This is a genomic window from Isobaculum melis, assembly GCF_900111355.1.
In the GTDB taxonomy this organism is placed as follows: Bacteria; Bacillota; Bacilli; order Lactobacillales; family Carnobacteriaceae; genus Isobaculum; species Isobaculum melis.
The window spans coordinates 1-16,762 of record NZ_FOHA01000030.1; the positions used below are offsets into that span (position 1 = coordinate 1).

The following is a 16,762-nucleotide window of genomic DNA, read 5'->3' on the forward strand; positions in this document are numbered from 1 at the left end:
CTTTCCTTAGAGACATGATACAAATCGAACAGCGTTCGACTTTGTTCCTTATTCAATGTTTTGTGAACCAAGTCCTTCAACTCTAGCATGTTTCATGCGTAGAAGTTGTTGTGATCGAAGCGTAGCGTAGTAGGTATCAATCAGCATCTGTTCACTGCGTTTACAGCGGTTCTTGACAATTGCCTAAGAACCTGCCTTTTGGCCACCGTCTATAGAGGTAATTTACGGTTTTTCAGAAGCAATTTAAGAGGGCGAGACAAAACGTTAACGTTTTGTCTCGCCCTCCTGCTCTTTAGTATGAAGATTATTTGTATTGTTTACATTCGAATAGCCCTGCGCTAGAAGCAATGATTAGAATGACAAATCCAGCAAACATGGCAATCAAGTTTGTGGCTTCTCCTGTTTTAGGGAGACTATTTTTCTGATTAGAGTGGTCATTATTTGTAATATTTACAGTATTCTTTCCATTGATAGAAAGGCCTTCTGCACTATTTTTATTAATAGGATCTTGTTCTTGTTCTTGATTTTGGTCTGATTCTTGTTCTAGGTCTTTGGTATAGATGTAAATGACCGATTGTTCTATATCAGAAAAGATTCCAGTAGAAGAGTCTTTAATTTTTTTAAAGGTGTAGCCCTTGATCTCTAACTTATATTCATCAGTAGAAACATCATATGTGTCACCAATATTTCCAGAGACAGTTTTAGATTTGTTGATTTCATTTCCATCTGTATCTTGATAGTATACAGTTAAATCTTTAGCTTTGACTTTTGCAGAAATCTCTTCCCATACATAGGTACCAGGTTGTTTTCCATCATACTTTTCCATAAAATCTTGACTTGATACGTAAGTGACTGCTGGTGATACAGGTTCAATTCTTTTCCAGCCCCCGCTATAAATACCAATTGCAGTGTCCGGTTCAGGTAAATTGACTGCCCCAGTAAATGTTGATTTATCCCCAAGTTTTATTTCAATTAGTCTGGATTGTGTAAACAAATTATCAAAAAATACCACATTAGATGTGTCCCATCCAGTGACATCTAGAGAGGTCACTTGACTATTCGAAAACATGTTAGACATATTTGTCACATTGGAAGTATCCCAACTGCTGACATCTAATGAGGGCACTTGACTATTTGAAAACATGTTAGACATATTTATCACATTTAAAGTATCCCAATTACTGACATCTAGAGAGGTCACTTGACTATTTGAAAACATGACAGACATATCTGTCACATTGGAAGTATCCCAATTGCTGATGTCTAAAGAAGTAACTTGAGTTGTTCTAAACATACCAGACATACTTATCACATTGGAAGTATCCCAATTGCTGACGTCTAAGGAGGTGACTTGACTAATCGAAAACATGTTAGACATACTTGTCACACTGGAAGTATCCCAGTTGCTGATATCTAAAGAGGGCACTTGAGTTGTTCTAAACATACCAGACATACTTGTCACATTGGAAGTATCCCAACTGCTGATGTCTAAAGAAGTGACTTTAGTATCAATAAACATCGTTGCCATATTCACAACATTTGACGTATTCCAATTACTGACGTCCAATGAAGTGACTTTAGTAGAAGCAAACAGGGCAGACATATCTGTCACATTTGAAGTATCCCAATTGCTGACGTCTAAAGAGGTGACTTGAGCGAGGTAAAACATGGTAGACATATCTGCCACATCAGAAGTATCCCAGTTACTGACATCTAATGAGGTGATGCTAGACCCCTTAAACATGCCAGACATATCTGTCACATTTGAAGTATCCCAGTTACTGACATCTAATGAGGTCGCTCTAGAATTTATAAACATACAAGACATATTTGTCACATTTGAAGTATCCAATTTCCCTTCAATACTTGTTAGCTTATTGAAATTTCTACGGTCAAAAAGAAAAGCAGAATTAATAGGTGCCTTCACACCATCAAGAAATATTATTTTTTTAACATTGTTCTTTAAAATTGAGCCAATAGCTGATTCTGTTCCAATAGTACCTGCTGAAACTGTCAAAATACCACTATTTTCATCAAAAGAAACAGGCGCAGTCCCCCAAGTGGCAGTTATGGCCTTTTTAAGCTGTGAATTGTCAGATTCTACAGACTGATCTTCTGAACCTTCCATTATGTTAACTTCGCTCTCGTAACTTTCTAATCTCTCATCAGAAGTTTCTGTACCTGTGACTGATGAATCATGAGACTTTACTTCTTTTTCCTTACGGTATGTATCTGCTTCATTGCTTACGATTAACTCAGTTGAACCTTCCTTTTCTTTTTCTTCCAAAATATCAATACTATGTATAATTGGTTCTTCTATAGAAAGTGATGGTGCGTTAGACGGTAGTGTAGATTGACTTGGATCAGTTGTTTCAGGTTCTGTTGCAGCAAAAGCTGTTGTGAATGGCAAGAAAGAGGATGAAAGCAGCATACCACATAGGAGGAAGTGTAAGCTAGGTTTAAGAATTTTTCTTATTTTAATAGTTGGTTCTTTTAAGTTCATTATACATGAATTCCCTTCGTTTTTTTCTTCGTTTTTCAGAATTATATTTTCTCACGTTTTGCAGATAAAAGTCAAGATTGTATCCGCCTTAAATAATTATTCTAATATACTTTAAAGAAAATTAGAATATAATTCCTAACACGAAGTTGTTCAGTTAAAAAACGATTAAAAGATTGTATTATCAAAACATTCTTCTCTCATCGAGTAAGAATTCAATCCTATCATTGGTAGTTGTGATATTCTTTAACAACTTTTCAACAATTGTAATCATTATTTTTGTATCCTCATAAAACTTTCCATTGATAAAGATTTTGATGGCCTCAAAAAAGAGCCTTTACAACGTATTTTTTGAAAGCAAAAAAAAACCACCAAATGATTATTCATTTGGTGGGTTAATTTCTGTTTCTAATTCATTTTCCTCATGCTGTGGCCAGGACGAAACATGAACTTTTCTAGGCTTACTTCCTTCATGTGGGCCGACAATGCCACGTTGCTCCATCTCATCAATCAATCGGGCTGCACGGTTATAACCAATTCTAAAGCGTCTTTGCAGCATCGAAACACTAGCTGTCTCCATTTCCACAACAAGTGCAACTGCTTCATCAAATAATTCATCTTGAGCTTGGCCACTCATTGTTTGCGGCTCATCTACTGGCATCATATCTTCTTGATAATCTGCGCCTCTTTGTTCCGTAATAAAGTGAACGATATCTTCTACTTCCTTATCAGAAATAAAGGCCCCTTGAACACGAACAGGTTTACTTTCCCCCATTGGTAAGAATAGCATATCTCCTCTACCAAGTAATTTCTCTGCGCCTCCACCATCAATAATGGTTCTTGAATCCGTTGAGCTTGAAACCGCAAAGGCAATTCTGGAAGGAACATTGGCTTTAATAATCCCAGTAATCACATCGACACTTGGGCGTTGTGTTGCTAAAATCATATGGATTCCTGCAGCACGTGCCATTTGTGCTAAACGCGTAATGGCATCCTCAACTTCATTGCTGGCAACCATCATTAAATCAGCTAACTCATCAACCACTACCACAATATAAGGCATAATTGGATGATTTTCACCATTCACAATGTTCTGCTCACGCACCATTTCATTATAACCAGTAATGTTTCTCATACCACTGGCAGCAAATAGTTCGTAACGACGCTCCATCTCAGCCACTACTTTTTGCAAAGCTTGTGCGGCTTTACGCGGATTGGTCACCACTGGGGTTAATAGATGCGGGATACCATTATAAACATTTAATTCTACCATCTTAGGATCGACCATCATTAATTTAACCTCATGAGGTTTGGCACGCATCAATAAACTCGTGATAATGCCATTAATACAGACGGATTTCCCACTACCAGTTGAACCGGCTACAAGTAAGTGAGGCATTTTCGCTAAATCAGCAACCATGACATTACCAGAAATATCTCTACCTAATGGGACTTCTAGTAATCTTTCTGGCGAAAGGACTTGGCCCTCAATCACATCTCTAAAGGCCACCATACTAACTTGGCTGTTTGGCACTTCAATTCCAATAAAGGATTTGCCTGGAATTGGTGCTTCAATTCGAATGTCTTTCGCTGCTAAAGCTAAGGCTAAGTCATCACTTAAACCAACTACTTTACTCACTTTCACACCTACAGCTGGCTGTACTTCATATTTGGTGACAGCTGGTCCAAGATTGGCTTTTGTGACTTTCGCATCGACACCAAAGCTGGCAAAGGTTTCTTCTAGTTTTTTGACATTTTGTTGAATCAAATCATATTCCTGACTTTGATCGATATGCTCTACTTCTTTTAAAAGCTGATGTGGTGGTAGCTTGTAGTCATAATCTTCTGTTTCTTCTGCAATTGGAAAATCTAACTCTTCTCCTTTATCTGGCTCTTCAGCAGCTGATTTTTCTTCTGCTTGAATAGATGGATTGCTTTGGAAGCTATCAATTTTTAATTCAATTTGCTCTGTGACACCTTTTTCAGGCTCTTTTTGTTCCTTCGCTAATAATTGTCCTGGTGTTGGTGGCACAACTTGATTGGCCTTTTCAACAGCTTCTTCCTGCTGTGCTGTTTCTTTGGCTAGCTTTTTCTTTGCTCTTTGTTTTTTGATGATTTCGCCAATTTTTAATCCCACTGCTTGCAATCCTTTTTTAGAGTAGGTCAAGATATTGGATAACGGAATATTAGCGATTAACATCCCACCGATAATGAGTAATAAGCTGGCAATCATATAGGTGCCTAATTGGGAAAACAAGAAATAACTAGCAACATAAAGAACCGCGCCAATCATCCCGCCACCTAGCTGTTTCGTGATGGTATTTCCCGTTAAATCTTGAAAATAGTAACGCCAAGTTGCTTCAATGACTTGTGGTTTTGAAGACATGACTGGACCAAAGATATGAGCATGGGCAAATAGTAAGATGGCAATATTCACAAATAAAACGCCCAGCATTCTTTTGCTTGCTAACTTTGGCTCTTTGCCAATAATCAGCAGATAGCCCCCATAAACTGCTAATAGGATTAATCCTAAGATATAAATATCTCCATAGAAAAACCTAAAAATGTTCACAATAATAACACCGACAAAGCCTAGCTTAATCAGACCAAATAGACTACATATGATAAAAATGAACCCCATGATTTCTAAGGATAAATTGCGTTCATTTTTTTTTGTTGTTTGTTTTCCTTTTTTCTTCGTCTTTTTTGTCGCCAAGGAAAAAAGCCCCCTTTAATTCTTTCTTGATTTCTTCATTATACCAAAAAAACTCGGACAAATGTTCGGTTTCCTAAAAAAATCTCATAAAAGGTTTGACGAAACTTGTTCCATCAGTTAAGCTTTATTTAGTTAGGTAGACTAACTAAATAAAAAAGGAGGCGTACAACTTGGAATTAGATTTAAGATCCTTACCTGATAAGCCGCTTTTAACTGCTTATCAAAGCAAATACCCTCATATTGATGTGGAAGCCGTCCAACTTTTTTTACGATTTCAGCAAGTGAATAGAGAGATTCAAAAAAATTATGATGCTTTATTTCAGCATTTTCATTTAACAGAAGCTAAATTTACGATATTAATGCTGATTTATCGACAACAGGAGCATCAAATCTTACCTTCTAAGTTAGCGAGTATGCTAGGGGTTAAGAAACCAACAATTACGGGGATTGTAAATGGCTTAGTCAAAGCTGGATTGGTCATAAAGTTAGCCAATCAAAAAGATAAAAGAGCTACTTTTATTGCTTTAACGAAGCAAGGTCTTTCCCTTTTAGAAACATTTCTTCCGACGAATTATACGACTGCTAATACTATTATGGGTAATTTAACTGAAGAAGAGAGAGCAACCTTTCATATTTTATTAGAAAAAATTGCAGAAGGAAATGCTAACCTGTCATCACAACAAATCAATGAAGCGGAGGAAAAGGAAAATGAATAAAATCGAGTATTTGGAAACACTATTAAGCTTAACAATTGGGCATGATAAAGTTTTGGAAGCACCGCAAAATTATTGTTTAATTGATATTCGCAATGCGCCAAAGCAGATGAAAAAGGATAAGATTAAAGGGTCAATTGAAATCCCTGCAAAAGATTTGGTCAATCAGCTACATACTTTGGATCAAGCAAAAACTTTGGTTGTCTATGATTGGAATGCTGGTACAACTTTAGGCAAGGAAGCTTTGTTACTGCTCTTGAAAAATGGCTTTGAGGCTTATGAATTATCTTGTGCAATTGAAGGTTGGAAAGGTATGAGATTACCAGTGGAAATTGTGTCGTTATAGAAACTCAAAAACTCCCTGATTTTAAGAATCAGGGAGTTTTTGAGTTTAGTCTTCTTTCATCGCTGCTTTTAAGGCTGCTGCAAGTGGGCTTTCCATTGGCTCATCTGGCGCACTATATTTTTTCAGCATCCGTTTTTCTTCATGCTTGCTCATTTTTTTATTTTTCTTATCTGCTGCTTTTTCCGCAATGTTACAGAACTTACATTTAAAGTAAGCACCTGCTTTGCCTTCATGGATTTCCATTTTTTTATGGCATTGTGGGCATCTGCGCATGGATACTTTTGGATCTTTGCGTCTGCGATATTGACAGGTTTGACTGCTACAAACAAGGTATTTTCCATCGCGGCCATTTTTTTCTTTTAGTAGCTCACCACAGTCTGGACATTTCTTTTGAGTCAGTGAAAAATCTTGGTAGCTTTGTTTGCTATTTTTAATTTCTTGAACCAGGGCTTTAGTTTCGCCAACAATACTTTGGATAAAGGCTTGTTTACTCGCTTTTCCCTTGGCAATATCTTCTAGCTCTCTTTCCCATTTGCTGGTTAATTCTGGACTAATGAGTTTAGGGTTTACTAGACTTAATAGTTGTTTGCCTTTTGGTGAAACAGTTAGCTTCGCTTGTGTTCGGTCCATTAAATCACTCGAAATTAACTTTTCAATAATCTCAGCTCTGGTAGCTGGTGTGCCTAAGCCAAATTTCTCCATTTTTTGGAGGAGGGTTGCTTCTGTTAAACGGCTTGGCGCTTCAGTTAAATGTTTGCTGGCAATTAAAGTAGATTGACGAACTTGGTCGCCTTTTTGATAGAGATGCTTCTTACCTGTTTCTTTGATATTGCCCACTCGCCAACCTTCTTCAAGCACTTGACTACTGCTTAAAGCAAAGTATGTTTCTTTTACTTTAAAGGTATATGTGACTTTTTTTACAACATATTCTGGTAAAAAGAGGCCAATAAAGCGGCTAACGACCATCCGGTAAATTTTGAGTTCATCACTATCCATTTTTTCTGGTCTTGGTCGTTCTTCGGTTGGAATAATCCCATGATGATCCGTTACCTTGCTGTTATTAAAAACGCGTTGATTGGTAATTTTTCCACCTTTTTTAAGTGCTTCTTTGGCTTCTGGTGAGAAGTTTTGGACACTTTGCAAGCGTTCTTTCATTGTCTGTACCATATCCGTGGTTAAATGCTTTGAGTCTGTTCTTGGATAGGTTAAGACTTTGTGCTTTTCATAGAGGGCTTGCATCAGGTTTAAGGTTTTTTTGGCTGAAAATTGATAGCGTTGGTTAGCATCTTTTTGTAATTCTGTTAAATCATAAGGTAATGGCGCAGGCTCCTTGACTGTTTTTTCTTGAATATCAGCCACTATAATCGGTGCATCGTCTAATTCTTTGATGACTTGCTCTGCTGCTTCTTTTGTTGGATAATTTTCAGCTTGCCCTTTACTAATCGTTGCTTTTTCGCCATCAATCATCAGGTCAATGGTGAAATAGGTTTTAGGGACAAATTTTTCGATTTTTTCTTCTTGTTTTCTAACCATCGCAAGTGTTGGTGTTTGAACGCGACCGGCTGATAAGCTATCTTGATATTTAACGGTTAAGGCACGCGTTACATTTAAACCAATTAGCCAGTCTGATTCTGCTCTTGCTTGTGCAGAATAGAATAAGTGATCATAGGCTTTACTTGGTTTTAATTGCTTAAACCCATCTTTAATGGCTTTATCCGTTTGTGAAGAAATCCAAAGGCGCTTTACTGGCTTTTTAAAATGAACATATTGTAAAATCCATCTGGCAACAAGCTCACCCTCTCTTCCAGCATCTGTCGCTATAATCGCACTATCCACATCTTTGCGGGCAGCTAATTGTTTAATCGCCTTTAGCTGACCTGCAGTATTCTTAAGCGGTTTGATTTCCATTTTTTGAGGCATAATGGGTAAAGCATTCATTTCCCAAGTAGCCCATTCTTTTTTATAATCTTCTGGCATTTTCAGTCCTAATAAGTGACCTAATCCCCAAGTCACAATATAATCTTTGCCTTCAATATAAGCTTTACTTTTTTGTGTAGCACCAAGGACACGGGCAATTCCTCTTCCCACACTTGGTTTTTCTGCAATAACTAATGTTTTCATGATGACTCCTTTTTCTCTTCGACTTGTTCCTGAATTGGTTGATTGTTTTCTAATAATAAAATACTGTGATAGAGCTGAACATCATCTTCACAATCTTCACAGTAACGGACTTCTGCTTCATTCCAAAATGCTGTTAACCATTGTTTTTTTGTTTGAACATTTTCATATTTTGTTGCATAGGATTGATATAATGCTTCATAGGCCTCTACAGCTTCTTGAGAAGTTGCATAACTAACTTCTAAATAAATATCATCTCGCCAGTCCTCAAAAAACCACCATGGTTCGTACTCCCCGAATAGTTCAATAACTTGATACATAGGACAACTCCCCCTTCGTGTCTTTTTGATTATAACATATTTGCTAACAGAATCATTGACTATTCGCCTACCAAAACGCTAAAATAAGCATGAAGGCTGATGGATAAAAAGGAGTGAAGTCATTTGAAAACAGTTATTTTAGTTGCAACTGGACGCGTGCAAGGTGTTGGTTTTCGTTATATGACAAAATACCGTGCTGATTTACTAAAAATTTATGGAATTGTTAAAAATCAAGAGGATGGAACCGTTTATATTGAAGCAAATGGACCTGAAGAAAAGCTGAATCGCTTTATTGAAGTTGTTCGTGCCTCTCCTTCCCCTAGTGGAAATGTGACCCATTTAGAGGTAATTGAAAACCCAGCAATCAAACTTCGAGATAAATTTACAATTACAGATTGAAAATTATCATCTGTTCAAGTATAGTTAAACAATATACTATGAATAAACAAAGGAATGTGATCAATGAAAACTTATAAAAAGCTCGCTCTTTCTAGCACATTATTTACACTGATTTTACTATTATCAGGATGTTCTAGCCGAGATGCCGATGGAAACTACTCTGGATTCTTCTACGAACTCTTTGTTGTTCCAACTAAAAATTTAATTATTATGTTAGCGAATGTTTTTGGTGGTAGTTATGGGATGGCGATTATTGCCATTACCATTATCTTACGTATTCTGATTTTACCGCTTAGCTTGAATCAAATGAAAAAGTCAATGATTCAACAAGAGAAAACGGCTGCTATCAAGCCACAATTAGATGATATTCAAAGACGTCAGAAAGAAGCTACCACGCAAGAAGAAAAAGTAGCTGTTCAACAAGAAATGATGGCTTTATATAAAGAAAATAATATTAGTATGACAGGTGGTATTGGTTGTTTACCAATGATTATCCAAATGCTTGTCTTCTCTGCTTTATTCCAGGCGATTAGCAGCTCTACTGAAATTGCAGATAGTTCATTCTTTGGTCTTAACCTGGGTCAACCCAATCATTATATGGCCATTGCTGCTGGTTTAATTTATGTAGGACAAGCTTTCATTTCAATGATTGGTCTAACACCTGAACAGAAAAAAGCCATGCGTACAATGTTATTTATTAGTCCGGTGATGATTTTAATGTTCTCATGGGGCTCACCTGCTGGTCTTGGTTTATACTGGTTTGTTGGTGGGATTATCGCATGTGGACAAACCTTGATTTCAAATCTTGTGCATAAGCCTAAGATTAAAGCTGAAATTGCAGAAGCCATGAAAAATCGTCCGGTCCAAAATCCTAAAGTTCAAAAAGCAAAACCAATTGAAGCTACTGAAGTGAATAGTAAACCAAATAAACCTTCAGACGGCAAACGTCGTAATGAAGGCAAACAAAAACGTTAAGCATTATAAAAGGGGTTGGGACAAAACTGAAAAGTTTTATCCCAACCCCTTAATTACTTCTAAAAAAGCATAAATTGCCTCGGTAAACGGTGGCCAAAAGGCAGGTTCTTTTTCTTTTTGAGTAACTTTGCACTACTTATCAATCAGCACTTGATTTGATATTTTGGCCATAAAGAGTTCATATAGTGAAGTATACAGCTCTTGAGGGATTGCTTTTTTAGGAATGAGCAATCCTGTTGAAGAACTATTAAACAAGAACAAATACTGTTTGGTTTCAATGATTTTGGTAAAGCTCTCCCATTGAACAATACTTTCGGAAACTTCTTGATGAATGTCCACTTTTTCATCTGAAAAGAACAGCTTTTTTTCAGAAAAAAAGAATTGATTTTCCGGATGATTGATTAATTTTTTTATTTTGAAGTTTGTTAGAATATTTACTTCAAAAAAAAGGATGCAACTGATAACTAGAAAACCTATTGTCCAAAGAATATTTTCCATTTGCATATGGAGAAATTGATTAAAACCTACATTTTTAAAGTAAGTCTGAAATTCTAGATAAAATGAGATTAGCTGATATGAAAAATAAAAGAAAAATAACAAGAGAAAGAAAGAAAAGATTCTAATAACCGTATTTAGCTTCTTATTCTGATACTTCATAAAAATCTTGTTAAAATTTGTAAAATCTTCTTTTGTCGCTATGTATTTAATTTGCATATATAATGCTATCCCCTTTCGCTTTATCTGCTCATCCTAACACAAAGGACGTCAAAATTAAAGTTATTTTGACGTCCAGTTATTTATTTTTTAGTTAAAACAAGTGGCAATGAAATCCTAAAGGTTGTCCCATGTCCAACCACGCTATCAGCAGAAATCGTTCCTTGATAACCATCAATTAATTGTTTGGCAATCGAAAGACCTAACCCATTTCCACCCTTTTGACGACTTCTTGCTTTATCCACTCTAAAGAAGCGGTTAAAGATCCGTTGTAAGTCTTCAGTTGAAACCCCTTCACCAAAGTCTTGAATAGCAATTTGAACTGCATGACCATCTTGGCTTGCTGAAATATGAATTTCTTTACGATCTGTTGAATATTTTACCGCGTTATCTAATAGAATAATCAAAATTTGTTCTAAATGATTGCGATAAATTTTGACTTGCATCGCTGCTGTTAATTCATTATCCATATTAAATGTAAAATCTGGATAAATCATACTGAAATTCGTATAGGTTTGATCGATGACTTCTTTAATTGGTGTTACTTTATTTTGATAGAACATTTCTACTTGTTCTGCACGAGAAAGATCAAGCATTTCTTGGACTAAGTTTTTCATCCGCTCGATTTCCTGTAAAGAGGCATTTAAAGACTCATTTAATACTTCAGGATCTTCTTTTCCCCAGCGATTCAGTAGTTTTAAATGTCCTTCCATAATCGCTACAGGTGTTCGTAGTTCATGTGAAGCATCTTCAACAAAACGCTGCTGTTGTTCCATATAACGCTGAATATTATCCAGCATTTCATTAAAAATTGTGGTTAAATTGGAAATTTCATCTTCTCCATCAGTCACAGGCATTCTTGAAGTTGACTGCATATCTTGTCTGATATCATTCATAGTCCGTGTCATGGTCTTCAGTGGCTTTAAGAAGTTTAAAGCTAATAAATAGCCTAATAGTCCACTCACAATTAAGGCAAAAGCGCCTAGTAATAACATCGCCATCAATACCTTTGAGCTTAGTGCATGATATTTTAATAGCTCATTTGTGATTTGAACATAACCAATGACTTTATCCTTGGAGACAACTGGGGCCACACCTACCAAGCCATCTTCACCATCAATCATGAGCTCTTTAATCACTGGATATTCACTGATTTTAAAGCGAACATCGGTGGGTACTGATTGATATAAGAGTTCCTGCTCTGCGTTATAAACACTCACAGAAACCCCTTTTTCAAATAGTTGCGCATAAATGAAGTTTTCGTTATAATCGGTTTCTTCATCCACTTCTTCTTTTAAGCTAGCTTCATAAGCATCGGTTCTTAATTTTTGATGAATCAAATCTTTGGTTAAGTGATCAGGACCATTTTTTAGTTTTTCAATAATCGATAACAATGTATCATTAACATTGGTATGCTCTTGTGCCATCATCATATTGGTAAACCCTTGATAGATAGCAACTGTGAACATAGAATAAGTGAAAAAGATTGCAATTGCAGCCCCAATTGTCCATTTCCAAGTGAGAGAATGGACGCCTTTTCTCATTGATTCTTTGACATCACGCCATCTAATTTTTTTCACGAACGCATCACATATCCTGTTCCACGAACGGTTTGAATATAGCTTTCTTCATTTGGTAAATCAATTTTATTTCTTAAATAGCGAATATAAACATCAACCACATTTGTTTCTACTTCTGTTTCATAGCCCCAAACTTTATTTAATAATACATCACGTGAAAGCACAATATTGATATTTTCCATTAAGGTTAATAACAATTCATATTCTCGTTTGGTCAGCTCAATAACTTCTTCGCCTCTTCTGACAATGCGGTTTTCTTTTTCAACAGTTAAATCACGATAATTTACAGTGGTTTGTTTGCTGACATTTTGTTCCCCTTCAATGTCAATACGGCGTAATAAAGCCCGCAGTCTTGCTAATAATTCTTCGATTGCAAATGGTTTAACAATGTAATCATCTGCACCATGGTCTAAACCAGAAACACGATCAATGACTGAGTCTCTTGCTGTCATCATAATAATTGGTGTTTGCTTGACTTGTCTGATTCTACGACATACTTCTAAACCATTTAGCTCAGGTAACATCAAATCAAGTAGAATCGCATCCCAGTCCCCTTCAAGAGCGGTTTCTAAACCCGTTCGTCCATTGCTTTGTACTTCTGCTTCATAACCTTCATGTTTTAATTCCAGTTCAACAAAGCGTGCTAAGTTTTTTTCATCTTCTATAATTAATATTTTGTGCATATAGAAAAGTCCACCCTTCTTATCCATTTATTTCAGCTATACATTTGATCCATTCATTTTTATGAGAGAATTCTCATCTCTTTCTTTTTTCCATTTTACCATACATTGTCCAAATATACATTCTAACATACACAATAAAAAAATAAAGAAAATCATGATTCTTCCTTGCTTTATTTTGCTAAACCTATTCCTTCAATGATTGTATGTGGCTCACTTTTTCATAAAAAGTAGTTATTTTACTGAATTTCTTAAAGACAGGTTGCTATCATGCGGATAAAGCTTTTGTACAATCGTGTACGATATTGTACATATTTTTTAGAAAAAAAGACTGATAAGCTAGTCTTGCTAGGCTTATCAGTCAAATTTGATTAATTTTCTTCCCCATACCAATCGTAGTGGAATGTTCCTTCTTTATCTGTGCGCTCATAAGTGTGTGCACCAAAATAGTCACGTTGTGCTTGAATAATATTTGCAGGCAGTGTTGCTGAGCGATAAGAATCATAGTACGCAATGGCTGATGAGAAGGTAGGAATTGCTGTACCAGATTGAACAGCCACACTCACAACATCACGAACAGATTGTTGATAGTTTTTTGTAATATCCACAAAGTACTCATCCATCAATAGATTTTTAAGTTCTGGATTCCGTCCATAAGCATCTGTAATATTTTGTAAGAATTGTGCACGAATAATACAGCCTGCACGGAAAATTTTAGCGATTTCACCGTATTTTAAATCCCAGTTGTAATTTTCGCTGGCCACGCGCATTTGAGAAAATCCTTGTGCATAGCTCATAATTTTGCTGAAGTAGAGCGCTTGACGAATTTTTTCAACAAAGGCTGCTTTCTCTTCATCTAATTGATAAGGTGCTGGCTTCGCAAGAACTTTACTTGCTGCAACGCGTTCATCTTTAATGGCAGAAATATAACGTGCGAAAACAGATTCTGTAATCAGTGGTAATGAAACACCTAAGTCTAAGGCACTTTGTGAAGTCCATTTACCTGTTCCTTTATTTCCTGCACGATCTAGGATGACGTCAACAATTGGTTTACCCGTTTTATCATCTTTACGTGTTAAAATATCTGCAGTGATTTCAATTAAATAGCTATCTAATTCAGTTTTATTCCACTCAGCAAAAACAGCTGCGATTTCTTCAACTGATAGGCCAACAACATCACGTAATAAGGCATATGATTCAGCAATCAGCTGCATATCGCCATATTCAATCCCATTGTGAACCATTTTCACATAGTGACCAGCACCATCAGCGCCAATATAAGTCACACAAGGTTCGCCATCTTTAGCTTTTGCTGCAATTTCTTTTAGAATTGGCGCAACTAGTTCATAGGCTTCTTTTTGTCCACCTGGCATGATTGCAGGGCCTTTTAATGCACCTTCTTCTCCACCTGAGACACCTGTTCCAATAAAGTTAATGCCTCGTGCACTTAATTCAGTATTACGACGAATCGTATCTTGATAGAATGTATTTCCGCCATCAATTAAGATATCGCCTTTATCTAAATGAGGCAATAAGCTTTGGATGGTTTTATCTGTTGGATCGCCTGCTTTGACCATAATCAAAATGCGACGCGGTACTTCTAATGAAGCAACAAAGTCTTCAATTGTGTAAGTTGGAACTAAATTTTTGTCAGGATGTTCTGCAACCACTTCCTCAGTTTTTGATCCTGTTCTATTAAAAATAGAGACACTATATCCTCTGCTTTCGATATTTAAAGCTAGGTTTTTACCCATTACAGCCATGCCAATAACGCCAATTTCTTGTTTTGTCATTTCTGTCAATTCCTCCTTACAATTTACGTTTTCATTCCTAGTTATCGTACCAAAAAAAAGATAAAAAAGAAAGGCGTTACACCTTTCTTTTCGGAATTTCTTTTTTATGATGCTGCAATAACTGACACAATGCCAAATGCCATTTCTACAGCTTTCACAAATTCAGCAATTGGCATATATTCTTTGACTGTATGAATTTCTTGATAGCCAACAGATAAATTAGTTGTTGGTTTGCCTTTGCCATTAAAAATGTTGGCATCACTACCGCCACCAGATTTTTGTAAATGAGAAGCAATCCCGGCTTGTTTCATGCCTTCTGCTGCCATTTTTACAACTGGTGTTTCTGCATCAAATAAATAACCATCATACATTTTTTTAATGATGACTTCTGCACTTCCACCCATTTCTTTAGCAACTCTAATAAAGGTTTCTTCCATATGCTTCACTTGTGCTGCACCAGATTCTGGTGATAAGGATCTAGCTTCTGCGACAATTTCTAAACGATCCATCACAATATTGGTTGCTGTACCGCCAGAAATAAAGCCAATGTTAGCAGTTGTCATGTCATCAATGCGACCGAGCTTCATTTGATGGATGGCATTGCTCGCAATTTGCACAGCTGAAACACCTTTTTCAGGCGCTACACCAGCATGAGCCGTCACCCCATTAATCATCACATCAAGATGATATTGTGTTGGGCTACCAATTGTAATCGCCCCAACTGGACCACCAGTATCTAAGACAAAGCCAAAAGGTGATTGTAGACTGTTTACATCAAAAGCTTTTGCACCAACTAAGCCGCTTTCCTCACCCACTGTAATCACAAATTCTAGTGTACCATGTTTGATGTTTTCTTCTTTTAATAGTTGAATTAATTCAATCATAATGGCAATTCCAGCTTTATCATCGGCCCCAAGAATAGTTGTACCATCTGAATAAATAGCGCCATCTTTAATGATTGGTTGAATATTCACACCTGGAACGACTGTATCCATATGTGAAGAGAAGAAAATCGGTGTCATGTCCGCATCTCCTGCCAAGGTGCAAAGTAGATTGTTTGCGCCATAGCCAGTTTCGCCCATTGTATGATCTTCTTCAACAGTTAAACCTAATGCTGTAAAACGCTCTTTTAAATAAGGTTGAATTTTACCTTCATTTCTTGTTTCTGAATCAATTTGAACCAATTCGATAAATTGTGCAATTAAACGTTCTTGATTGACTTTCATTTATGCCACCCCAATTTTTTATTTTACTTCCTTTAGTTTAATCCAATGCACGCATAAGCGCAATCAAAAATCTTAGTTAGTAGTCTTCATTTTGATTCATAAACAGAGTGATTGATTAAAAAAATGTAAAGAGTGCGAATATTTGATTGAAATTACACCTTAAATGGGTGTACACTAACTATAAGGATGATGATATATTAGGTGGTGAATGTCTGTGTACAAAAATGAAAAGAAAAGACCAATTGCTAAGATTGTCATTTGGATGATGTTACTTGCAATGGTTATCACACCTATTCTAGGTTTAGTATTACAATTAGTGAATAGATAAAAAGGGCACTATAATTTATGGGACTGATAGAAATTATTCTATTGGTCCCAGTTTTTTTATAAAAAAACAAGAAGACATACAAAATTTCCGTTAGAATAGAGTCACCACAACAATATCTAGTAAAGGAAGGTTTTTGTATGTCCACTATCAATTCTATCAAACAACTTCTTGGAGTGAAAGATAAAAATATTCATATTCTTAGTTGTCAGGAAGATTTCTATAAAGGAAAGAAAATTATTCTTGCCAAAGGTGTCTTAACGAGAACCTTTAGCCGCTGTCCTTTATGCAAATCATCAAGTCATTCTATCGTTAAAAACGGAAAAAAAGCATCTATGATTCTCTTAAATCAATGTG

13 protein-coding genes and 1 pseudogene are annotated in these 16,762 nt (G+C 36.2%); 5 read left to right on the plus strand and 9 right to left on the minus strand.

From position 1 onward, the window contains the following. Positions 1–304: 304 nt before the first annotated feature. Both BMW29_RS13325 and BMW29_RS13330 read right to left on the minus strand, forming a co-directional pair. Positions 305–2,503, minus strand: a complete 2,199-nt coding sequence (locus BMW29_RS13325; RefSeq protein WP_092654196.1) for a BspA family leucine-rich repeat surface protein — start codon at positions 2,501–2,503, stop codon at positions 305–307. A gap of 376 nt (positions 2,504–2,879) precedes the next feature. Continuing rightward, on the minus strand, positions 2,880–5,216 hold the full coding sequence (locus tag BMW29_RS13330) for an FtsK/SpoIIIE family DNA translocase (protein ID WP_092654198.1): 2,337 nt from the start codon (positions 5,214–5,216) through the stop codon (positions 2,880–2,882). 170 nt (positions 5,217–5,386) lie between these two features. On the opposite strand from BMW29_RS13330, the gene BMW29_RS13335 reads away from it, so the two are divergent. Continuing rightward, positions 5,387–5,932, plus strand: a complete 546-nt coding sequence (locus BMW29_RS13335) for a MarR family winged helix-turn-helix transcriptional regulator (RefSeq protein WP_092654200.1) — start codon at positions 5,387–5,389, stop codon at positions 5,930–5,932. After that, positions 5,925–6,275 carry a rhodanese-like domain-containing protein gene (locus BMW29_RS13340; RefSeq protein ID WP_092654202.1) on the plus strand — a complete coding sequence of 117 codons (351 nt, stop codon included), beginning with the start codon at positions 5,925–5,927 and terminating at the stop codon, positions 6,273–6,275. Before BMW29_RS13335 ends, BMW29_RS13340 begins: the two co-directional genes overlap by 8 nt. A 45-nt stretch (positions 6,276–6,320) precedes the next feature. Here BMW29_RS13340 and BMW29_RS13345 read toward each other — a convergent pair whose 3' ends face one another. Then, complete coding sequence (locus BMW29_RS13345) at positions 6,321–8,396, minus strand: DNA topoisomerase 3 (RefSeq protein ID WP_092654204.1); 2,076 nt, start codon at positions 8,394–8,396, stop codon at positions 6,321–6,323. Further along, positions 8,393–8,713, minus strand: a complete 321-nt coding sequence (locus tag BMW29_RS13350) for a DUF1033 family protein (RefSeq protein WP_092654206.1) — start codon at positions 8,711–8,713, stop codon at positions 8,393–8,395. The genes BMW29_RS13345 and BMW29_RS13350 overlap by 4 nt, the downstream gene beginning before the upstream one ends. Before the next feature lie 123 nt (positions 8,714–8,836). On the opposite strand from BMW29_RS13350, the gene BMW29_RS13355 reads away from it, so the two are divergent. Together BMW29_RS13355 and yidC are read left to right on the plus strand one after the other, a co-directional pair. Beyond that, a complete protein-coding gene (locus BMW29_RS13355) occupies positions 8,837–9,112 on the plus strand; it encodes an acylphosphatase (RefSeq protein ID WP_092654208.1) in 276 nt (91 codons plus the stop codon). A gap of 63 nt (positions 9,113–9,175) precedes the next feature. Further along, positions 9,176–10,087, plus strand: coding sequence for a membrane protein insertase YidC (gene yidC, locus BMW29_RS13360; RefSeq protein ID WP_092654210.1), 912 nt, complete (start codon positions 9,176–9,178; stop codon positions 10,085–10,087). A gap of 132 nt (positions 10,088–10,219) precedes the next feature. Here the strand turns inward: yidC and BMW29_RS14205 are convergent, their stop codons facing one another. The 5 genes from BMW29_RS14205 to BMW29_RS13385 all read right to left on the minus strand — a co-directional run bounded on the left by BMW29_RS14205 (position 10,220) and on the right by BMW29_RS13385 (position 16,080). Beyond that, positions 10,220–10,801 carry a YcxB family protein gene (locus tag BMW29_RS14205; protein ID WP_092654212.1) on the minus strand — a complete coding sequence of 194 codons (582 nt, stop codon included), beginning with the start codon at positions 10,799–10,801 and terminating at the stop codon, positions 10,220–10,222. An 83-nt stretch (positions 10,802–10,884) separates the two neighbouring features. Then, a complete protein-coding gene (locus tag BMW29_RS13370; protein WP_245706288.1) occupies positions 10,885–12,381 on the minus strand; it encodes a HAMP domain-containing sensor histidine kinase in 1,497 nt (498 codons plus the stop codon). Beyond that, positions 12,378–13,064 (minus strand): response regulator transcription factor, encoded by a 687-nt coding sequence (locus BMW29_RS13375; RefSeq protein ID WP_092654214.1) that lies wholly within the window; start codon positions 13,062–13,064, stop codon positions 12,378–12,380. Before BMW29_RS13375 ends, BMW29_RS13370 begins: the two co-directional genes overlap by 4 nt. Positions 13,065–13,432: 368 nt before the next feature. Further along, positions 13,433–14,854, minus strand: coding sequence for an NADP-dependent phosphogluconate dehydrogenase (gene gndA, locus BMW29_RS13380; protein ID WP_092654216.1), 1,422 nt, complete (start codon positions 14,852–14,854; stop codon positions 13,433–13,435). 104 nt (positions 14,855–14,958) lie between these two features. Then, positions 14,959–16,080: a M20/M25/M40 family metallo-hydrolase gene (locus BMW29_RS13385; protein ID WP_092654218.1), complete on the minus strand. Its 1,122-nt coding sequence runs from the start codon at positions 16,078–16,080 to the stop codon at positions 14,959–14,961. A gap of 465 nt (positions 16,081–16,545) precedes the next feature. On the opposite strand from BMW29_RS13385, the pseudogene BMW29_RS14090 reads away from it, so the two are divergent. Further along, positions 16,546–16,762, plus strand: a pseudogene (locus tag BMW29_RS14090) (ISL3 family transposase); the annotation flags it as partial.